The organism is Burkholderia sp. 4NA327C6 (assembly GCF_005502655.1).
GTDB classification, from domain to species: Bacteria; Pseudomonadota; Gammaproteobacteria; order Burkholderiales; family Burkholderiaceae; genus Burkholderia; species Burkholderia contaminans.
This window is the reverse complement of the sequence record NZ_SCNZ01000047.1, coordinates 1-19,328: the sequence shown is the minus strand read 5'-3', so window position 1 is coordinate 19,328 and position 19,328 is coordinate 1. Positions and strand designations below refer to the sequence as shown.

The 19,328-nt window shown below is 63.9% G+C and carries 18 protein-coding genes; 7 read left to right on the top strand and 11 right to left on the bottom strand.

From position 1 onward, the window contains the following. Window positions 1-9: 9 nt before the first annotated feature. The 4 genes from FFS49_RS33305 to FFS49_RS33290 all read right to left on the bottom strand — a co-directional run bounded on the left by FFS49_RS33305 (window position 10) and on the right by FFS49_RS33290 (window position 3,327). Entirely contained in the window at window positions 10-849 is an 840-nt protein-coding gene (locus FFS49_RS33305) for an AraC family transcriptional regulator (protein WP_105817609.1), read from the bottom strand. A 172-nt stretch (window positions 850-1,021) separates the two neighbouring features. Continuing rightward, window positions 1,022-1,762 carry a fucose-binding lectin II gene (locus tag FFS49_RS33300; protein ID WP_039344674.1) on the bottom strand — a complete coding sequence of 247 codons (741 nt, stop codon included), beginning with the start codon at window positions 1,760-1,762 and terminating at the stop codon, window positions 1,022-1,024. Between the two features lie 194 nt (window positions 1,763-1,956). Further along, on the bottom strand, window positions 1,957-2,805 hold the full coding sequence (locus FFS49_RS33295; protein WP_105817608.1) for a fucose-binding lectin II: 849 nt from the start codon (window positions 2,803-2,805) through the stop codon (window positions 1,957-1,959). Window positions 2,806-2,937: 132 nt separating this feature from the next. After that, the gene (locus tag FFS49_RS33290) at window positions 2,938-3,327 is read right to left on the bottom strand and encodes a fucose-binding lectin II (protein WP_046548975.1); all 390 of its coding nucleotides are present in this window, start codon (window positions 3,325-3,327) and stop codon (window positions 2,938-2,940) included. 958 nt (window positions 3,328-4,285) lie between these two features. Between FFS49_RS33290 and leuA the strand changes: the two genes are divergently transcribed. Both leuA and FFS49_RS33280 read left to right on the top strand, forming a co-directional pair. Further along, window positions 4,286-5,995 carry a 2-isopropylmalate synthase gene (gene leuA / locus FFS49_RS33285; protein ID WP_171026874.1) on the top strand — a complete coding sequence of 570 codons (1,710 nt, stop codon included), beginning with the start codon at window positions 4,286-4,288 and terminating at the stop codon, window positions 5,993-5,995. 540 nt (window positions 5,996-6,535) lie between these two features. Beyond that, window positions 6,536-6,940: a peptide ABC transporter ATPase gene (locus tag FFS49_RS33280; RefSeq protein ID WP_105817606.1), complete on the top strand. Its 405-nt coding sequence runs from the start codon at window positions 6,536-6,538 to the stop codon at window positions 6,938-6,940. Between the two features lie 418 nt (window positions 6,941-7,358). Here FFS49_RS33280 and FFS49_RS33270 read toward each other — a convergent pair whose 3' ends face one another. Together FFS49_RS33270 and FFS49_RS33265 are read right to left on the bottom strand one after the other, a co-directional pair. Further along, window positions 7,359-7,967: an ion transporter gene (locus FFS49_RS33270; RefSeq protein WP_224755778.1), complete on the bottom strand. Its 609-nt coding sequence runs from the start codon at window positions 7,965-7,967 to the stop codon at window positions 7,359-7,361. A 322-nt stretch (window positions 7,968-8,289) separates the two neighbouring features. Next, the gene (locus tag FFS49_RS33265; protein WP_105817605.1) at window positions 8,290-8,592 is read right to left on the bottom strand and encodes an H-NS histone family protein; all 303 of its coding nucleotides are present in this window, start codon (window positions 8,590-8,592) and stop codon (window positions 8,290-8,292) included. A gap of 333 nt (window positions 8,593-8,925) precedes the next feature. Here FFS49_RS33265 and FFS49_RS33260 point away from each other — a divergent pair, with 333 nt between their 5' ends. The 4 genes from FFS49_RS33260 (at window position 8,926) to FFS49_RS33240 (ending at window position 12,311) form a co-directional block, all read left to right on the top strand. Continuing rightward, window positions 8,926-9,486: a hypothetical protein gene (locus tag FFS49_RS33260; protein WP_105817604.1), complete on the top strand. Its 561-nt coding sequence runs from the start codon at window positions 8,926-8,928 to the stop codon at window positions 9,484-9,486. A 418-nt stretch (window positions 9,487-9,904) separates the two neighbouring features. Beyond that, the gene (locus FFS49_RS33250; protein ID WP_224755777.1) at window positions 9,905-10,729 is read left to right on the top strand and encodes an LPD7 domain-containing protein; all 825 of its coding nucleotides are present in this window, start codon (window positions 9,905-9,907) and stop codon (window positions 10,727-10,729) included. 120 nt (window positions 10,730-10,849) lie between these two features. Further along, entirely contained in the window at window positions 10,850-11,254 is a 405-nt protein-coding gene (locus FFS49_RS33245) for a hypothetical protein (RefSeq protein WP_224755776.1), read from the top strand. 1 nt (window position 11,255) lies between these two features. Then, window positions 11,256-12,311 (top strand): relaxase/mobilization nuclease domain-containing protein, encoded by a 1,056-nt coding sequence (locus FFS49_RS33240; protein WP_105817603.1) that lies wholly within the window; start codon window positions 11,256-11,258, stop codon window positions 12,309-12,311. 446 nt (window positions 12,312-12,757) lie between these two features. Here the strand turns inward: FFS49_RS33240 and FFS49_RS33230 are convergent, their stop codons facing one another. Then, entirely contained in the window at window positions 12,758-13,567 is an 810-nt protein-coding gene (locus tag FFS49_RS33230) for a TlpA disulfide reductase family protein (RefSeq protein WP_105817602.1), read from the bottom strand. A 635-nt stretch (window positions 13,568-14,202) separates the two neighbouring features. Between FFS49_RS33230 and FFS49_RS33225 the strand changes: the two genes are divergently transcribed. Next, complete coding sequence (locus FFS49_RS33225; RefSeq protein ID WP_224755785.1) at window positions 14,203-15,393, top strand: MFS transporter; 1,191 nt, start codon at window positions 14,203-14,205, stop codon at window positions 15,391-15,393. A 97-nt stretch (window positions 15,394-15,490) separates the two neighbouring features. Here the strand turns inward: FFS49_RS33225 and FFS49_RS33220 are convergent, their stop codons facing one another. The 4 genes from FFS49_RS33220 to FFS49_RS33200 all read right to left on the bottom strand — a co-directional run bounded on the left by FFS49_RS33220 (window position 15,491) and on the right by FFS49_RS33200 (window position 19,291). Then, window positions 15,491-16,081 (bottom strand): DUF4410 domain-containing protein, encoded by a 591-nt coding sequence (locus FFS49_RS33220; RefSeq protein ID WP_105817600.1) that lies wholly within the window; start codon window positions 16,079-16,081, stop codon window positions 15,491-15,493. A gap of 248 nt (window positions 16,082-16,329) precedes the next feature. Continuing rightward, the gene (locus FFS49_RS33210) at window positions 16,330-17,226 is read right to left on the bottom strand and encodes a LysR family transcriptional regulator (protein ID WP_105817599.1); all 897 of its coding nucleotides are present in this window, start codon (window positions 17,224-17,226) and stop codon (window positions 16,330-16,332) included. 76 nt (window positions 17,227-17,302) lie between these two features. Next, window positions 17,303-18,007, bottom strand: coding sequence for an isochorismatase family protein (locus FFS49_RS33205; RefSeq protein WP_083417658.1), 705 nt, complete (start codon window positions 18,005-18,007; stop codon window positions 17,303-17,305). Window positions 18,008-18,346: 339 nt separating this feature from the next. After that, window positions 18,347-19,291, bottom strand: coding sequence for a hypothetical protein (locus tag FFS49_RS33200; RefSeq protein WP_249362362.1), 945 nt, complete (start codon window positions 19,289-19,291; stop codon window positions 18,347-18,349). Window positions 19,292-19,328 lie beyond the last annotated feature (37 nt).

The following is a 19,328-nucleotide window of genomic DNA, read 5'->3' as shown; positions in this document are numbered from 1 at the left end:
GCAAACCGCTTACACGGCAGGTTCGACTGGCAGCCAGATTTCCAGCACGCCGGCACCCGTCACCGGATCGTAGTCCGCGCTGTAGCGCTCGAACTCCGGCGCGTCGACCGCCTTGAACCCGGACGTCGGCAGCCAGCCGTTCCAGATGCTGTAGAACGTCTGGTGCAGCGTGGAGATATGCCCGACGTGTTCGAAGACCGCATACCGCTGCGGTTCGAGTTCGATCCAGCGAAATGGCGCAGGCAACCGGTCGCGGCTCGCGACTTCCACCCCCGCGATGTACTCGAAGCTGCCATCCGCATCCGGGTTGCAGCACACGCCGTAGGTCACATCGTCGACCTGGCCGGGAAGGGTACCGATGTATGGGATGAACGCTTGCCACAGCGCCGGAATGCCTTCGTTGGTTTCGAACGTGTAGCGGTCGCTCATGCCGGCGATCAGCCGCTTGCCGGCGGTTTCGAAGCGTGACGGTACAACGTCGATGATCTTCAGTTCTTTCATGCGAAGCGGCTCCACAAGAGACAATCCATCGAGCGTGCGCCGTGCCCGCACGTCTTCGGGCGTCATGCCGAAGCAATCACGGAAGGCGCGCGTGAACGCCTCATGGGAGCCATAGCCGGCGTCGAGCGCCACCTGCAGGATGTCCGGTGCGCCTTGCGCCAGCGCGTGCGCCGCACGCGTGAGCCGCCTCGACCGGACATAGCGCATCACCGGCCAGCCGGTGTTCATCGAGAACAGGCGCGAGAAGCCGAAGCGCGTCATGTCGCAATGGGCGGAAATCCTGTCGAGCGTCAGTTCGCGGTCCAGTTTGGTTTCGATAAACCAGAGTGCTTGTCCTACCGGATTCATGGCTTTCCAATGAGCGTGTCGGGCGGACTATATGGTATCGGCGGCGGGGGCGTTTGATCGTTCTTGCGAGGCGAGGCGAGGCGAGGCGAGGCGAGGCGAGGACGGGCACGGGCGTCCAAGCGAATCGCCACGCCAGGCGGCGTGGCGATGACGGGTTGTAGCGTGGCGCCGCTTAGCCGAGCGGCCAGTTCAGGATCGCGATCCCGTCGTTGTAGTCACCGTCCGTGCCGTCTTCCGACCCGACCAGACCGAAGTAGGTCTTCTTGAAGATGTCGACCTGGCGCGAACCGATCTTCGACGGCTTGCCGTTTGCCGTCACGACCACGCGCACCTTCCCCTTGCCGGAGTTCACGATCTGCGTGTTCAGGTTCGCGTCCTGCGTGCCGGCGCCCTGGAACGTCGCGGCCGGTTTCGGGTTGTCGTCGACGAAGACCTCGATCGTCTGCTGTGCAGACGAATTGACCAGCGCGGTCACGCCGAACGCGATGTTCGGCGGCAGGTTGAAGACGCCGTCGCGCTCGCCGCCGCCGGACGTCGTGGTACCCGGCTGCGTGGGTTGCGGCTGCGGCGTTGCCTTCGAGAAGTAATTGACCACCGCACCGACGCCGAATTTCGCCGCGGCACCGGGCAGCACGCCGGGCGCGCCCGCCCACGTCACCGTGCAGGCGACCACCTGCCCGGCCGCATCGGCCTTCACCTTGTTCTGCCAGCTGCCGACGTCGAAGCTGTACGGGATCGTCGCGATGTCGACGAACACATCGTATTGCGGCAGCTTTTCCACGAGCTGCGCGGTCATGAACTGGCGCATCCGGTCGAGCACCGCCTGGTCGCCGTTCGCCTGGACGGCGGTGGCATCGTTGCCGGCGAGTTGCAGCAGGGCGTACAGATCGTCATGGGTAAACGGTTGTGACATGTCGTCCTCGTCTCGATGTAAGGTCTCGCGTTGCGCGGCCGGCGAATGGATTTCGCCGTTGCCGCGCACGGAGTACAGCAGTGGAACTGCGACTGACTGCTCGAATGAATCGGTTCGCAATGTGTGGTTGGCCCCGTCGCCATTGCGGATTCGACAACGGCGCGCGCTGCCTGCCGCGCCGTGAGTCATCGTGTTCAGCCCAGCGGCCAGTTCAGGAACACGATGCCGTCGTTGTAGTCGTCGGCGGCGCCGTCTTCCGAGCCGACGATCCCGAAGTACGACTTCTTGAAGAGGTCGACTTGCCGCGAGCCGAGCCGCGACGGCTTGCCGTTCGCCATCACGATCACGCGCACGCGGCCCTTGCCGGAGTCGAGCACCTTGGTGCCGAGGTTCTGGTCCTGTACGCCGGCGCCCTTGAACGTGGCGACGGGCTTCGGGTTGTCGTCGACGTAGATGTCGATCGTCTGGTCGTTCGCCGCATTGGTGAGCGCGGTGACGCCGAACTTGATGTTCGGCGGCAGGTTGAACGTGCCGTCGCGCTCGCCGCCGCCGCCGATCGTGCCGCTACCCGTGCTGCCCGTGCTGCCCGGGTTGCCGCCCGCGCCGGTTTCGCCGCTTCCGCTTCCGCTGCCCTGCGACGACGACTGCGCGGCCGCGCCGCCGATCGCGGACAGGCTCGCGTACGAATCGATGTGCATTGCACTGCCGCGCACGCTTTTCCACTGGCCCTTCACGAACGTGACGCCAGTGCCGACGTCGATCGTCGCGACGAGCGTGAACGGCATGCGCCCGGTGGCTTCGGGCACTTTCGACGAATAGGTGAAGCAGCCGTCCGCGACGACGCCCTTGTCGGTCGCGATCGCGAAGTAGATGCCGGGGAAGTTGTTGCCGGTCGCATAAGGCGTCGGCACGTTGAGGATGACCTGCAGTTTTCCGTCTCGAATCTCTGCCTTGGCGATGTCGATGTACAGGCCCGGGATGTCGACGTAAGTCTCCGATGTCGCCACGGGTGCGCTGACAATCGAAGCCGAAAGGAGGGGCATGGATGTCTCCGTTGGTAGGTGGGTTTCGATGCAAAGGCGGGTGGTGCCGCTGAAGGCGGCGCGCAATCGCCGGCCGGCCCGGAGGCGGCCGGCGGAGGTGAGCTGTCAGATGTGCGTCAGCCGCGCGTCAGGTCAGCCGATCGGCCACTGGAGCACGACGATGCCGTCGTTGTAGTCGCTGTCGTGGCCGTCTTCCGACACGACGATCCCGAAGTTGACCGTGTACGGCGAGCCGTCCGATTTCTTGCCGTTGATCGGCGCGAGGCGCGCGTCGGTGGCCGACGGCTTGCCGTTCACCGACACTTCGAAGCGGATCTTGCCGTTGCCGGAATTCAGCGTCGCTTCACGCGTGCCGTCGCGCGTCGTCAGCTTGTGATACGCGGCGGGTTCCTTGCTGTCGCCGATGAACAGCTTGATGTGCTGTTGCTCGGCGGCATTCGCGAAGAAAATCGCGCGGAACGGGGTATTCGGCGGAATCGAAAACTCGCCGGCGCGATTGGATGACGTTTGAGAATCGGCCATGCTTTCCTCCTGAGGAATGATGGATAAGGCTTCAAGCCTTGTCGCGCAAACGTTTGCAGTTTGAAACGCGACGTACCGAGCATGCCGAAAAATAAATAAAAAAATATTCGCCGGGGAATCGCTATTGTTCAATAAATCGAAAATTGAGGTTAATCGATTTAGTGAAATGTATTTAATAGATCCTATTTCGATATATTCAGGAAACTATATCGGCGTGTGTATCGATTTTCTGAATGATGCTCGGTTGCGCAGGCGAGGCAGCGGAGGCGGCGGGAAGCAATCGGGCTTCGGCGCGGACGCTCGGCGTTCGCATATGGCAGCGTTGGTTTCAACATCAGCATCTCGGTCGTGGCCGCGCCCACCGGCCACCACCGAACGCCCACACCGAAACCCGATTGAATGCAACAGGAGGGGGTGCGGCAACCGGCGAAGTACGTAGACCAACTCACTCCGAACGTGAACAGGGGCCTCACCGGCGCCGCACCCATGAAGGATATCGACAGCGCGGTGCGCCGCCTATCGGACAGGACTGATTCTGAGCGGTCAAATTCCGCGCCATTTGCACTCGGCCCGTTGACAGCCCCTATCCCCCTGTGATCTGATTTCGGCCATGCAAGCCGCCCAGCCCCTCTTCTCGCTACGACTACTAGCCCGTTTCTCCGGGCTGGGTCTGCGGCTGCGCGCTTTCCATCTGCTTCGTTCCTGAAGCGCCAGATTTCCCCCGCATCACCGACCTGGCCCCGGTTGTCGACCGGCGCCTGAGTTCGTCCTTCTTCCGAATCGCTCCGCTCCGTCCCGGTCGCTCAACCGCCAAGGCCGTCGTTTGCCGTACCGCTTTGCCGTTGTGCCGTTTGCTACCGCTATCACCCGTTTTCATCGCCGCGCGCAGCCTGCCACCCTGACGGATGGCCAGCGCGCGGCGGTTTCCCGATAAACCGACCGAGGACCGACCATCATGATGCTGAAGAACCCCGCGACGAAGTACCGACCGTTCACGCCCGTCAACCTGCCGAACCGCGTATGGCCGACGCGCACGATCACGCAGGCGCCGATCTGGATGAGCACCGACCTGCGCGACGGCAACCAGTCGCTGTTCGAGCCGATGGACGCCGCGCGCAAGATGCGGATGTTCAAGATGCTGGTCGCGATCGGTTTCAAGGAGATCGAGGTTGCGTTCCCGTCGGCGTCCGAGACCGACTTCAACTTCGTGCGCGAGCTGATCGAAGGCGGCCACATTCCCGATGACGTGACGATCGAGGTACTCACACAGGCGCGCGACGACCTGATCGAGCGCACCTTCGACTCGCTGCGCGGCGCGAAGCGCGCGATCGTGCATCTGTACAACGCGACCGCGCCGGAATTCCGCAAGATCGTGTTCGGCCTCGATCGCGACGGCGTGAAGACCCTCGCGGTGAGCGCCGCGCGCACGATCAAGCGCTTCGCCGACGCCGCGACCGACACGCATTTCACGCTGCAATACAGCCCGGAAACCTTCACGGCGACCGAGCTCGATTTCGCGAAGGAAGTGTGCGACGCCGTGTTCGACGTGTGGCAGCCGACGCCGGAGCACAAGGCGATCGTGAACCTGCCGGCCACCGTCGAAGTCGGCACGCCGAACTTCTACGCGGACCAGATCGAATGGATGCACCGCAACCTCGCGCGCCGCGATGCGCTGATCGTGTCCGTGCATCCGCACAACGACCGCGGCACCGCGGTCGCGGCGGCCGAGCTCGCGGTGATGGCCGGTGCGGACCGGATCGAGGGCTGCCTGTTCGGCAACGGCGAGCGCACCGGTAACGTCGATCTCGTCACGCTTGCGCTGAACCTGTACTCGCAGGGTGTCGATCCGGGCCTCGATTTCTCGCAGATCAACGAAGTCGCGCGCACGGCCGAGGAATGCACGCAGTTGCCGATCCATCCGCGTCATCCTTACGTCGGCGACCTGGTGTTCACTGCGTTCTCCGGCTCGCACCAAGACGCGATCAAGAAGGGCTTCGCGGTGCAGCGCCCCGATGCCGTGTGGGAAATGCCGTACCTGCCGATCGATCCGAGCGATGTCGGCCGCACGTACGACTCGATCATTCGCGTGAACAGCCAGTCGGGCAAGGGCGGTATCGCGTACCTGCTCGAGCAGAGCTATGGCGTCGCGCTGCCGCGCCGCCTGCAGGTCGACTTCAGCGCGGCCGTGCAGCGCCTGACCGACGACAGCGGGCTCGAGGTGACGAGCGCGCAGATCTGGTCGCTGTTCCAGCAGGAATATGTGGAGGGCGATGCGCCGCTGCGTTATGTCGGCCATGAGCTGACCGAGCGCGACGGCCGCGAGACGATCGTGCTGACCGCCGACGTGCACGGCGAGCGCCGCGTGCTGCGTGGTGAAGGCAATGGCCCGCTCGATGCGCTGATGCATGCGTTGCGTACGCCGCTGCGGATCCAGCACTACGAGGAGCGCGCGTTGTCGCAAGGCGCCGATGCGAAGGCGATCGCGATTGCGGAACTGGCCGGCACGGGCGTGCGCGGCAGCGCGTTCGGTGTGGGCATCGACGCGAACCTGACGACCGCGTCGATCCGCGCGGTGATCAGCGGGATCAACCGCGCGTATGCGCGCGCGGACGAAGCGGCGCAGGCGACGTTTTTTGGGGTGCAGCCGGCGGTGAAGGCTGTCGCGTAAGAAGGGCGCTGGCGGCCGCGCCGGGGGTGTCCGGCGCGGCCGTGTATCGGGTGTCGATGTCGTCGCCGGCACTGCTACGCGGGGCGCCACGGATCAAGCCGGCTGTCGATCGTGGTGGCCGGATTTGCACGACTGCGTGATTGGGGGACTCAACGCGATTTGATGTCCTCGATCAATTGATCAAAGCCTTGTTGGCTGCATGGGCGTTTGCCAGGAAGCGATGCCCTTCCTCGTCACGTGAAGGCCCGATGACGCGCTGCTCGGCGATGCGGCCCAGATGTCTGAATAGGGTAGGGCCCAGATAGTGAGCCTGACATACCCGACAGGCGACGAATGCCTGCAATGGGCGTATCGTTTCGTCGGATCGGGCAGGCACCCTCCGAACCGTTCGCACACTGATGCCGGCGCGTGTCGCCGGCATGTCGTTTGGGGCAGCCGCGAACGTTGGGGTTGAAGCGCCCCGTGCGTCAGCCCGCTCGCTCTCCGAAGTCCTTGTCCATTCAACCGGCCTGCTGCAGGGCCCCTCACGAGGAAAGCGTCATGTCGAAACCCGATTCCCTGAAAGGCGACATCAAGGGCCAAGCCCAGGCTGCGGATCGCCACGACCTGGAGCGGCCCGATGGTGACAGCGCGCTGTGGGCGCGCAGCCTGACGACGCAGCGCGTGGCCGACCTGTTCCGGACCTTGCCGGGCCTGCCGGGTCACTGGATGCAGTTGCAGATGCAGGTCAACGCCGGGAATCGCCATTTCTGCGGCGGCCAGACCGGCCATCAAACCACCGAAGAGGGCAAGGTGCTGATTCGCTGGATCGCCGATGCCGTGATCAAGGCGGCCGAGCGGGCCACGTTCGATTTCAACTTGCAGCAGCTGCGTTTTACCGCCGATATGGGCTGGCTCAAGCTGCATCGGGTGGGTGGGCGCGTGCTGGTGTTGTCGCGGCCCTGAGCGAATCGGGGCGAGGCACTCCACATTGGCGCGGGCCAGCCGGAAGTTCGACGAAGTGCTCGGACCGGTCTGATAGTGAAGCGAGGGGCGTTCTGCAACAATCGACGCCCGATACCCTGGCGAGGCGGTGCACATCGGCCGGCCACCGCCGTTCGCTTACCCCTACCGTCGAATCGCCGATGCCCACGCTCCGGATTCCACCGCCGCTCATCGCCACCGCACTTGCTTGCGCGGCATCTGCATCCTTGTCGGCCACCGCTGATCGGCCTCGCTTGCCCACCGCTTCGCGCCAGAAGCCGCGCATCGGCGTACAGGTAAAGATCCAGTCATTCACGGCGGACGATGCACGACGGATCCGCCAGACTGGATTCGATCTCGTGCGCTTCGGCGTGTGGACCGATCGTCTGGATCGCGACGACTATCGTCGCCAAGTTGACGAGGCATTCACGGCGGCCCGGTAGATGCCCATCGGAATGCTCGTGATCCCGCGCTCGGGCCCTTCGACGAGAAAGATCACCGTGCCGAGAATCACGACGAGCACGAACATCCCGCAGATGAACACGAAGATCTTGCGCCGCGCGCGGGCGAGTGACCGCATCAGCAAATGCCCTTCCTCGCGATAGATCGACAGCCCGAGGATACGGAACTCGCGCAGCAGCCGGAGCGGCCGTACGTCGATCAGCGCATGCAGGCCGGGGAAGAAGAACGCGAGATAGGTCGGCAACACCGACACGAGATCGACGATGCCGAAGAAGCTGCGCGCATACGCGGCCGGCTTCTTCGCGGTGCAAAGGCGCAGCAGATATTCGGCCGAGAACAGCAGCGTGAACGCCCATTCGGCCGCATAGAGCGTGTGGCCGTACTGCGCATGCAGCTCCTGCACGCTGTCGGCCATCACGACGAGCACGCTCGCGACAATCAGCACGAGCACCGCGATGTCGAGCTTGCGCACGAACGAAGGGCGGCGCACGACATGCGTGAGCGCATTGCGCGCCGTATTGAAGGAGGACTGGATCAGCGAAATCATGTGCAGCAGTGTACGGATGGCATCTCGCCCGGCCAATCGGACTTGTCCGATATGAACTTGTCTGAGGCCAAGTTCTGGCGCTGTTTATAGGGGGGCGCCGAAAACCATAAAGATCGACGCAATGGCGCATCTCGAGTTGGCGCCGCTCTGCCTATCGGTGCCGTTCTAAGTCTTTAACGCATGTGCTTCGCAGATTTGCACCGGGCTGTACTAGCGCTCATCGAGCGTGGTCCCGAGACGTTGTGCGCTGTGCCCGCTCAACGCAACTGATGTACCTTGCGCGCGCAACATGAGACGGGACGGAAAACCACGCAATGCACCTCTAAACCTGTTCGATCAGGAATCGCTCGCGCTTTTTCCCCTTGATCCAGCCGGGTTCGCGACCGCGGCCACTCCACGTCGCGCCTGTTTTGGGATCGCGATACCGAGCCGGGATACGATCTTGGCCGACCCGCGTGGCAGATGCGCTGCGCCGACGCCCGAAGATCTGCTCGGCAGTCAGCGCGTATTCGGCCACACGCGCGCGAACCTCCGCGAGAACAATGTCAAGCTCAGCCAGGCGGGCCTGTTCCGCTTGTTGTCTGAGCTGTTCAGCTTGCGCCTTCAATTCGAGATACGTTGGCATCGAATCGACTCCTATCGGATGAGCTCGCGTCGAAATTCGGAAAGATCGGCTCGTATGACCAATCAAACCAGCTCGCGAAAGCGAGGGTGCGTGCGTTCGAATGGATTGTCGCGGAAAACTTGAGGCTTCTGACCTCCATAGTCTCCTAGTTGACGACGCGTCGTTCTGCAATAAACACTGCATTGGCGGACCGGCCAACGACATGCGACGACGTCACACATCGAGTGCGTAGTGATTCAGCTGGTTTTTTGCGCGTGGTGTTGGCGCTTTTGAATAGGTTGATCCCGTTGTGGCTCTGTGCCGAGGTGATCATGGTCGTGAAGAGGTGGACGCATGGAACGCCCCGAGAAGGCTGACTACACGAACGAGCGGTGTTCGCCACCGCTCGACGAACACTCGTCGCTGCAAGCGCGGGTGCGGCGAGTAGAACAGGAAGTCGGTCGATTGCACAATCGCCTCGAACTGAAAACCCAGGAACTCGCCAAACTGACCCGTGCAATTGTCAATTCTTCGATCAGCCATTGCGACGTCGAGATGCGCTTGCAACGCGAGCTTCACGCGATGTATATGGGCATGGGCGACACCGCAATGCCAATGACCGATTTGCCCATGCGAGCTGACTCAACCGGCAAGCTTGTCACGGTCGAATTGCCTTATACGACCACGATCTTGGGCGTGCTGTTCGAGAGCATGTTCACGTTTTGGGCTGGTTGTGATCCTCGACGCCTGCCCAAATCGTCGACCGTGGCGCGCGCCATCGACGAGCGCCTTGGGTTTTCTGCTCAGCCCAATGGCGAAGCGTCACGCAGTGCTCAGGCATACGCATCTGCGATTCGGCCGGACTGGGTGAAAGATGCGGATCGCCGACATCATCGCTCGGGCCCACGCATGTAGCAGGTTCGCGCCCAGTCGGCGTTTTCAAACCGGGCGCTGTGCGGCATCTCGCCGAGATGCGGCATCAGTTTCTGCTCAGACACGGAGTCCGGCGCCGGCCAGCGGCCTGGATCAATGGCCGCTGGTTTCAGGTGGAGGCGCCAACGTCGAAAGTCCCACTCGCGCGTGACGGGCACCGAGCCATGTCACGGCACCCAGTAGCGCGTGAGCGTCGCACCCCAGGTTCGTGAACGTCGATCGGCTAAGTTCGATTGCACCGATCAGGTAGGCTGGACGGCCTGCATTTTCGACTGTGTTGACGAGTTGGAGCGCCAGACCGCAACGCTGGTAAAGCCGTGCCACGGCACGTGTCATGGCACCAATGACGCATGTCGCGCCCAGCGACGCCGCAATCGCGAGAATCGATGGAAACAGCTGCATGCCAGTTGACGCGCGTGTGGTTGGCAGCCGCGTCGAGGCGGGGCGAGACGACGCCGGCACGGACGGTGTGTCCGACACCAGTGCGATAGATTCAGTGCCGAAGTTCACGCAGATCGCCGACGCGCCAGAGCGAGTTAGGCGAAGCTGCCTGCGCGCCGGCGGTCAGTATTTTCTGAAGGATGCCCCATACTCGCTGGCATTCGAGGATCGGGGGCGATATCTCGTCACGACGCACACCCGTACAGACATTGTTGCTTCCATGGTAGATATGGTGCAGGCGAAGGCGTGGACGCGCATTCGCGTGTCGGGGCACGACGCTTTTTGCCGCGAAGTATGGCTGCAGGCCGCTTCAATCGGTATTGAGGTAAGCGGGTACACACCGAAGCCTGTCGACCTCGCACGCCTTTCTGAGTTGAATGGGCCTACTGAACACACGCACGATCGCGATTCTGCCCATCTAGCGCTGCAGCCGTCAGCAGCGACGATTGCAACGCCTGGGAGTGTCCGTGACGAGAGTCCAGTCCGTCCCGTGGGTGCATCGGTGCGCCACGCGAAATGGGAGGACGATGGGATTCATCTCGCCGTGATTGTGGCGGCCATGCGCGAGCAGGGTTTCAGTGATCGTTCGGTCGATCGTGTTAAGCGTCGCGCTGTGCGCATGCTCGACGCGCTTCACGCCGAGGGCGTCGAGCTTCCCCGACCTCGCGTGTTCGATCCGGCGGTACCGTCCGCGCGAGCGGAAAAGGTCGAACACCAGCAATCGTCTACCCCGTCGCGAGAAATCGATCAGGCACCCGCCATGCCGTTGCCTGGCGAACGGTAGACGAACATGGGATCGCGAAACCGAGCGCGCATTGCGGTCGAACTGGGTCCGCTCAAGCCCTTGTGGCAGGCACGATGTGTGCAGAACGGGGTGAGCGCCGGCGAGGGGATCAGGCGGCTCGTGGCCGAAGCACTGGACATCGCCCATGAGCCGCCCGACACGTCTGCAGTACTTTCGGCGCCGAGTGAGCCGTTTGTACGAATCGGCGTAGGCCTTATGCCGGCCGAGTTGGAATGTATCAAAGGACTGGCCCATGTTCAGGGTTTCACCGCAAATCGATGGATTGCTGCGTTAATTCGCGCTCATCTGACCGGCGAGCCGCAATTGGGAAACCGGGAGATGATGCTGCTTGCGGAATCGAATCGGCAGCTCGCCGCGATTCGTACGCGGCTGGGTGAGCTTGCTCGCAACACGGGCGAGGGCCATCACGTGTCCGATTGGGAGCACTCGCGCGCCATAATCCTCACACATCTGCGTTTTGTCGCACAGTTGCTGCAAACCAATCTGGACCGATGGAGCCGTTGAGATGCCGTTTCCCAGACAGTACGTCGATGCGCTGCTTATCAACTGGGGCGATCGACTGTTTCATGAGCCGCTGCGGCATGTGCGCGCCCCGCATCTGCCCGGCGTGGCATTGCCGCGCGATGCGCGGCGTCTGCGCGAACGACTGGCTTTGACGCTTCGACGCGCGCCCGAGGTCATGGTCAAGATTACCAACAGAGCGTCAGGCGCACAGGGCATGGGTGCGGTGCGGCGACATCTGCAATATATTTCACGCGATGGCCATGTCGAGCTGGAAGACCAGGACGAGCGCGTGTTGGTCGGAGACGCTGCCCTGCAGGACCTTTTTGACGAATGGCGGTGGGGTGGTTGGGGGATGCCGGAAGAGAGCCGGCGTCGGGAAACCTTCAATTTGATGCTATCAATGCCCGCGGGCACGGACCGCGCGGCCGTCCGAGAGGCGTCAAGGGCATTCGCGCGCGAGATATTCGGCGACGGACGATCGTACGTGTTCGCACAGCATGATGACCAACCGCATCCGCACGTACATCTGTGTGTTCGGGTGCGTGGTCCTGACGGGCGGTGTCTGAATCCGCGCAAGCGGGATCTGCGCATATGGCGCGAGGTGTTTGCGCGACAGTTGCGCGAACACGGGGTCGACGCCAACGCAACGCCGAGGCTGGTTCGCGGTGAGACACAACGTCTTCGGACGCAGGCCGTTGTGCGGATGCAGTCTCGTGGAGTTGCCCCGCGCTTTTACCGATCAGTGCTCGATGAGCGGGCAACAATGGTGTTACGGGACGCACATATCGAAACATTGGCAGTCTGGCGCGGGGTCGCACAAGCATTGGCACATTCCGGTATCCCGGAAGACCGAACCATGGCAATGGCTATTGTGGATTTTGTGCAGCACATGCCGGCACGGCAATTGGATCCCGGCGCTACCCGACTCGAGCCGGCCACCGAGTGCTCACATCGTGACCGCCCCGTCGCGCACAGGTATATCGCCCACTTCACGGGAAGACAGCGCAGTGTCGATGACAGGCCAACCGAACCTGATCCGCCATTTGACCGAGACTGATACTACGCTTAGTGTGCACGCGCTTGATGGTTCACGGGTGTCGTGCGGCGGTGCCGCCGGTGATTGGCACCGGGTGAAGCGCAGGCGTCCGTCTGTCTGACCGGCCCACGACGTAGGCCGGCGCCGTTCGTGCTGACGCATGCAGTGCTTGCATCTGCTTGCGCGCATTCTCTGGTCCGGCGTTGAAGCCACGTGGCCTCTTGTCGAGCCCTTCGGCGTAGGCCGATGCCACATCGGCGATGCCATCAGGCAGAGCGCCGCATACAGATACGTCGTGATGGCATCCGTCTCCTGGCCGATGTGCAGGCCGTCGCGCAAGTTGGACACGATCGGGCTGACGCCTTCGATGAGGCCTATCGGATCGGTCTTTGTGTACCGCCTGGCCGTGGTCGAAGCGCGGATGTGACGAAGCGGCGTGGTGCCGCTTTCCGGTCGGCCACCGGGAATTACTGCCCGAAGCGCTGCGTGACGGTGTCCTTCAGCCGCGCGGCGGTCAGCTCGCCCATGTGCGATTCGACGAGTTCGCCTTTTGCGTTGAAGAACAGCGTGGTCGGCAGTCCACGCGATCCATAGGCATGCATCGCGTGCAACGACGGATCGAGCAGCACGTGATTGAAGCGCAGGCCCTTTTGTTCGAGGAACGCGCGCACGGTCTGCGCATTTTCGCCCTGGTTGATCATCAGCACCGTGATGCCAGGATGGTCACGCTGCGCCTGTTCGAGGATCGGCATTTCGCGCTGGCACGGCGGGCACCATGTCGCCCACAGGTTCACGACGACCGGCTTTCCGAGGACGCTCGCCGGCAACACGGGCGTCGCGTCGAGTGCCTGAAGCTGCATCGCGGCGAGCGGCGGTGCACTCTGCTGCAACGTCGCCAGCGTGCCTTGCGCGGCGCCCCACGTACCGAGGCCCGCGACGATGCCGGCCAGCACCGGTCGCCGCAGCGCGGGCAAGCGGCGCAGGCGCCAGCCCGCGAATACCAGGGCGGCCGCCAGGCCGATGCGCCAGTCGAAGCCGCCGTCGCCGAGCGCGACGATCGAGCGCGGCGATGCCGCATAGTCGCTCCACCACCGCGCGATATAGCCGACGCGGGCGGCGATCAGCCCGAGCAGCAGCACGTCGAGGATCAAGCTCGATGCCGTCTTGTGATGCCCGTCAGGCGGGCGGCGCTGGATGAAACGCGCGACGAGCCACGCCACCAGCGCGGCGGCGGCTACCGCGACGACGCGGATCGAGAAGGGACCGATGCTCAGCATGAAAAGGAACAGTTGGACGTGGACGAACGAAGGAGGAGAAGTGATTGTCCGCCACGGCGATGAAGCCGTCGACGGTAGTGCGGCGATTCGACAAGTTGCCGCGTATGGGGGTTCCCGTCGAGAACGTAACGACGCGTTGCGGATTGGATGGAGGCGGCAGGCTCAGGAGGGCGTGATTTTCAGGCGGGCAGGCTGCAAATCAGACCGGTCTGATGGTCAGCGGAATCGCGTTCATCAACAATACCCAGGCCGGTCCGGAGTGGTGTCCGCCGGCATCCCGAATAGGGATCTCTCCTTGACGGCCGCTCCCCCGGGCGGCCGATTTTTTTTCGTCAAGCGTGCGGGCGTGAATGCCTGGTGGTGGCCGGTGGGTGCGGCCGCGAACCGACTCCAGTCGGCTGATTAAACGGAATAGGACCGCTGCCAGATGCGAGCACCGGGCATTCACTCGCGCATTGCATGAATTGCATTAAGCCGGCCAGCGGCCGGCGGGGATCACCCGATGGAGGAGACACATGACGAACCATGACGCGGCGCTGCGCACCGCGCCCCCCGGCGACACCGCCACCACTGCGTCCACTGGCCGCTACGTTCAGCTTGCGCTGCTCGTCTGCGCGGCCGGCGCGATCTACCCGATGCTGTACCTGCGCCAGTTCTACCAGGACACGATGCTGGACCTGTTCCAAATCACGCGCACGCAGCTCGGTTATCTCTATTCGGCGCTCGGCACCACCTTCCTCGTCTGCTACCTGCCGAGCGGCTGGCTCGCCGATCGGCTGCCGCCGCGCTGGCTGATCGGCTTCTCGCTCGTGGGCACCGGCGCGCTCGGCTTCTGGTATTCGAATGCGAGCGCGCCGTCGTATGCGACGTTGATGGCGATTTTCTGCGGCTGGGGCGTGACGACGGGCCTGACGTTCTGGGCGTCCGTGATCAAGCGCGTGAAGACGATTGCGCGGCCGAGCGAGCAGGGCCGGTTCTTCGGGTTTCTCGACGGCGGCCGCGGATTGATCGAGGCGCTGCTGGCGACCGCGTCGCTCGCGCTGTTCGCGTGGCTCGTCGACACGCGCGGCGTGTCGCACGGCGGCGCGTTCCGACAGGTGGTCACCGGCTATTCGACGGTATGCATCGCGCTCGGCGCGCTGCTGCTGTTCGTCAAGGACACGGTCGGGGCGGCGGCGCACGATGCGGTGACAGCGGAGAAAGGCCACCTCGGCCGCGACCTGCTCACGCTCGCGCGCAATCGCCGGCTGTGGGTGTTCGCGCTGATCGTGTTCTGCGGCTACCACCTGTCGTGGGCGACCTACAGCATTTCACCGTATCTGCAGCAGAAGGGCGTCGGCATGTCGATCGTCGCGGCCGGCTTCATCGCGTCGCTGAAGCTGTGGATGCGGCCGATCGGCGGCATCGGCGGCGGCTTCGTCGGCGATCGCATCGGCACGCTGAACGTGCTCGGCGGCGCGCTGTTCTGCGCGGCGCTCGCGTTCGTCGGGCTGATCGCTTTTCCGTCGCTCAACCAGATTGCGCTGCTCGTGGGTGTCGTGATCGTGATCGGCCTGCTGACGTATGCGGTGCGCGGGCTGTACTGGAGCGTACTCGAACGCTGCGACGTACCGGCGCGTATCACAGGGCTCGCGATCGGCATCATCTCGCTGCTCGGCTACTCGCCGGATGTGTTCCTGCCGCTGCTGAACGGCTGGTTGACCACCGCGTATCCAGGCATGCGCGGCTATCAACTGTACTTCGGCTATGTCGCGTGCGTGAGCGCGTTGGGTGGCGGGGCGTGCCTGCTGCTGAAGGGCATGCTGAAGGAGGAACACGCCGGCTGAACGCGGCCTCGCGCGATATCCGCTTCGCCGTCGCAGGGCGGGCGCGGCGGCTGACGCCCGACGCGCCGCCCATGCGGGGCCCGTCGGGCGCCGGCGATTACAGCTTCTTCGCCTGCGAAGCGTCAGCCTGTTGCGGCGCGTCGGCCGCCGGTTCGAGCGTCGTCAGCGTTTTCTCGGTGAACGTCTCGTACAGCCAGTTCATGCGCGTATCGTCCATGCCGCCGGCGATGCCGCCGAGTGCGTACGACGCCGACACCTTGAAGCGGTCGATTTGACGATTGTCGGCGTCGGCGAGCGTCACGGTGCCGTTGACGTGATCGTTGCCCGCCATGAAGCCGAACATCACCGCCGTGAAGCTCGAGCGCACGCGAATGTCGTTGACTTCGACGTTCAGGTGCATCGCATCGGTCGATCCGGCCGTTGCCAGCAGCTTGCGTGCGGCCAGTGCACTTTCGATTTTCCCTTTCAGGTTCTCCGGGCTGAATTTCAGATTGTCTTTCAGCGCTTCTTGGGCGGCATGGTCGAGCGTGACTTGCACGATCACGGGTTTCGAGCCGAATTTGGGCATCGATGCCGTCGCGATGGCCCCTGCCTGATCGCCGGCGTCGCGTGTCACGCTGCTCGCGCAGCCCGAGAGGAAGCCGATCGTCACCAGTGCCAGTGCGGCATGACGGAATACAGATTTCATGATTTGGTCTTTTTTTGTTCGGGTTATTTGAGATGGCTCTGTGGCCGGGCGGAAATCTAGCACGGGACGATTCGATTCAAAAGGTCGAATAGATCGAAAATCGATTCGGCACGTGTCGACCATGGCTTTCTCTCGAGCTCGATCACGTGAGCCGCGATTTCCCCGAATCGGATCGACTGAATATCGCGCCGGCGGCCGCTGCGGCATGACGGCCTGAACGGCGCGGCAGGCGCGAACGCGCCGCCGCGTCATGCGTGCGCGTCGTAAAGCGTTGCGACGAAATCGACGAACGCGCGCACCTTGGGCGGTACATGCCGGGATTTCGGATACAGCGCGTAGTAATGGCGTTTCGCCAGCGTATGGCCGGGCAGGATGGGCACGAGCCGCCCGTGCGTGATGTCGCCCCGCACCGTATGGTGCGTGAATGCGGCGATGCCGAGCCCGGCGATCACGGCGGCATGCAGCGCGGTGATCGCGTCGATGCGCAGCGGGCCGTCGAGCCGGATCGTGACGGGTGCACCGCGCAGCGGCGTGACGCGCCAGCTCGTCCGATCGTCGCTTCCACTATAGGCGAGCAAGTCATGTTTCTCGAGGTGCGCGGGCGTGCGTGGCAGACCGCGACGCGCGACATAGTCGGGCGACGCGACGAGAATTTCATCGGATAGCGCGAGCGTTCTCGCGACGAGGTCGGAGTCCGGCAGGCCGCTGCTGATGCGCAGCGCGACGTCGAACCCCTCGCCGATCAGATTGACGAAGCGGTCGCTGCACGACACGTCGAGTTGGATGTCCGGGTACGCGCGGCGAAACGCGGGCAACCATGCGGGCATCTCCAGCGTGCCGACTGACAGCGGCATGCTGACGCGCAACACGCCCGATGGCTGGCCAGGCGTGTCGGTCACGTCTTCCGATGCCGCCGCGACGCGTTCGAGGATGTCGACGCATGCGTCGTAGTAGCGCTCGCCGGCGGGCGTCAACGAGAAATTCCGCGTGTTGCGGTTGACGAGTTGCACGCCGAGGCTCGCTTCGAGCAGCTTCAACTGGCGCGATACGGTCGAATGGGTCGTGTCGAGGCGATCGGCCGCGGCCGAGAATCCCCGGGCTTCGACCAGGTTTCGGTAGACGCGCATCGCGAGCAGTTGATCCATGGCGGGTTCCGATGCGCGGTCAGGAAGGTTTCCGGATTCGCCGCGCCAGCCAGGGCCGGCGCGGCACGACGGGCGATCAGCGCAGCGGCAGCGCGAGGATGTCGGCCGTCGTTTTCACGTCGCCGAACGTGTCTTCGATCTCGGCAAGCGCGGCACGGTGCAGCGTGTCCTTGTCGATCGATTGGCCGTTAGCGCGGACGATGGCGCGCGTGGCAGACGCGTCGGATGCTACCACGACGTTGTAGCCCAGCGGCACGGCATCCCGGGCGGCGCCGGCCACGCACGCGTGCGTCATCAGGCCGGCGATCACCAGCGTCTTGACGCCGTCTGCCTTCAGGCGCTTGTCGATATCGGTGCTCGCGAACACGCTCACCGTTTCCTTCTGCACGACGGTGTCCGTCGCACGCGGCTTCATCTCGGGAATGAACTCGATGGTCTTGCCGCCGAGCGCGAACACTGGCGAACCGGCCGGCGCGATGTGCTGCACCTGGTAGACGCGCATGCCGTTGCGATCGGCGAAAGCGATCAGCCGCTTCGTGTTGGCGATCGCCTGTTGAACGTCGGCGATCGGCATCTTGCCGTTCAGGTATTCGTTCTGGAAATCGATGACGACGAGCGCGGTCGTCTTCGGATCGAGATGGTCGATCGGCTGCGCACCGGCCATTGCGCGGATCGTCGGCGTCGCGGGCAGGCTGGATGCGGCTTCGGCGGTGGGCAGCATGGTGGCGGCCGACGCGAGGACGGCATAGCGGGCGAGGTTGCGGATCGAGAAGGAAAACATGAATGCACTCCTGGAAAAAGTTGAGTTGTTCGAACTATAAGGAGACCGGGTCGAAATCGCGTCCCCGTCAGGGGAACATCTTCTGTGCAGATCGCGAACGAATCGCGTGGGGCCGATGGCGGACGCGACGGGACGGGGCCGGTGACGCGAACGACACGACGGTCGGCCGTTCGTTGGTGCGTTATGCCATGGTAAGAAGCAGCACCGTCCGGATCATTCGGCCGGGGCCGATTCAGGCGGGAGATTGTGTAGGACGGGTCTTAGGACGAGTCGGAAGCCGGGCAGGGGCGAGCTTGGACGACGCGGCTGTTGCGCAGGAACGTGTTGTGCGGCTGGCCGTTATGGGCTGTTTCGCGATGCCGCCCCACCGAGCCGATACGCGGTGAAGAACTCGTACCAGGGCGAACCTTCCCCGACCGGCACATTGAGCGCCGCCGTCCGCCGCTTCAACGCACCGAACACGTCGTCGATCCGCGCCGTCTGCCCCGCATCGTTGAACGGATAAGGCCGCGCCCGTCCGGCCGCGAATGCGCCATACGCGATCGCAAGCAGCCGCGCGCTGTCGTCGGTCGACGCGATCGACTCGTTGATCAATTCCGCAAAGCGCGGCCGGTCTTCGGCGCGTGATCCGGACAGGCACAGGAACACGATCGCCGACAGCTCGTGCAGATCTTTCATCCGCAGCAGCTCCGGCAGCCTCGCGACGATTCGCGCTACCGGTTCATCGCGTAGTGCATCACTGAAGTCGAGCACGGTGGTCATAGGATTCGCGTCCGCTTTCAAGCGATCGAGCGCCGACGATACGGCCGACGCGCTCGCTCCATCCGGCGACGCTGCCGGAGCCGCCCGCAACGCATCGGCCACCTGCTGTGTCCATTCCGGAAAGATCATCCGCACGTTGCCGAACTGCTCGCCGCCTTCCGCGGCTGGATTCCATCGATACACGATCGTGCCGCCGCGAATGAACGGTGAATACAGGTGCTCGGGCGTTTGCGGCAACGGCCGCCGGTTGATCGGCAGCCAGGCGAGCGTCAGCCAGTCGTAGCGGCCGGTGGCGGGTACGGACGGGCTCGAACTCGCGATGACCTGCCACGTGCCACGATTCACATAGCGGCGTCGTGCGTCGGGCACCGGGACGGTCTGGCCTTTCGCAGTGTCGAAGTAGGTCGTGCCGGTCACGTTGGTGCCGCTGTCCGCGGCCGGCGTGACGGTGGAGATGACCCACGACGCACCGTCCGCCGCACGGTAGTCGGACGGCTTGAGCGTCGCGACGTCGTGCACCATGCGCGTTTCGGCCGCGACGCTCAAGCCGTCCGACTAC

Excerpts from the sequence above, each read along its gene's own strand:
- FFS49_RS33305 (WP_105817609.1), bottom strand. The coding sequence starts at position 849 with ATGAATCCGGTAGGACAAGCACTCTGGTTTATCGAAACCAAACTGGAC.
- FFS49_RS33300 (WP_039344674.1), bottom strand. The coding sequence starts at position 1,762 with ATGTCACAACCGTTTACCCATGACGATCTGTACGCCCTGCTGCAACTC.
- FFS49_RS33295 (WP_105817608.1), bottom strand. The coding sequence starts at position 2,805 with ATGCCCCTCCTTTCGGCTTCGATTGTCAGCGCACCCGTGGCGACATCG.
- FFS49_RS33290 (WP_046548975.1), bottom strand. The coding sequence starts at position 3,327 with ATGGCCGATTCTCAAACGTCATCCAATCGCGCCGGCGAGTTTTCGATT.
- leuA (WP_171026874.1), top strand. The coding sequence starts at position 4,286 with ATGCTGAAGAACCCCGCGACGAAGTACCGACCGTTCACGCCCGTCAAC.
- FFS49_RS33280 (WP_105817606.1), top strand. The coding sequence starts at position 6,536 with ATGTCGAAACCCGATTCCCTGAAAGGCGACATCAAGGGCCAAGCCCAG.
- FFS49_RS33270 (WP_224755778.1), bottom strand. The coding sequence starts at position 7,967 with ATGATTTCGCTGATCCAGTCCTCCTTCAATACGGCGCGCAATGCGCTC.
- FFS49_RS33265 (WP_105817605.1), bottom strand. The coding sequence starts at position 8,592 with ATGCCAACGTATCTCGAATTGAAGGCGCAAGCTGAACAGCTCAGACAA.
- FFS49_RS33260 (WP_105817604.1), top strand. The coding sequence starts at position 8,926 with ATGGAACGCCCCGAGAAGGCTGACTACACGAACGAGCGGTGTTCGCCA.
- FFS49_RS33250 (WP_224755777.1), top strand. The coding sequence starts at position 9,905 with ATGCCAGTTGACGCGCGTGTGGTTGGCAGCCGCGTCGAGGCGGGGCGA.
- FFS49_RS33240 (WP_105817603.1), top strand. The coding sequence starts at position 11,256 with ATGCCGTTTCCCAGACAGTACGTCGATGCGCTGCTTATCAACTGGGGC.
- FFS49_RS33230 (WP_105817602.1), bottom strand. The coding sequence starts at position 13,567 with ATGCTGAGCATCGGTCCCTTCTCGATCCGCGTCGTCGCGGTAGCCGCC.
- FFS49_RS33225 (WP_224755785.1), top strand. The coding sequence starts at position 14,203 with ATGCTGTACCTGCGCCAGTTCTACCAGGACACGATGCTGGACCTGTTC.
- FFS49_RS33220 (WP_105817600.1), bottom strand. The coding sequence starts at position 16,081 with ATGAAATCTGTATTCCGTCATGCCGCACTGGCACTGGTGACGATCGGC.
- FFS49_RS33210 (WP_105817599.1), bottom strand. The coding sequence starts at position 17,226 with ATGGATCAACTGCTCGCGATGCGCGTCTACCGAAACCTGGTCGAAGCC.
- FFS49_RS33205 (WP_083417658.1), bottom strand. The coding sequence starts at position 18,007 with ATGTTTTCCTTCTCGATCCGCAACCTCGCCCGCTATGCCGTCCTCGCG.
- FFS49_RS33200 (WP_249362362.1), bottom strand. The coding sequence starts at position 19,291 with ATGGTGCACGACGTCGCGACGCTCAAGCCGTCCGACTACCGTGCGGCG.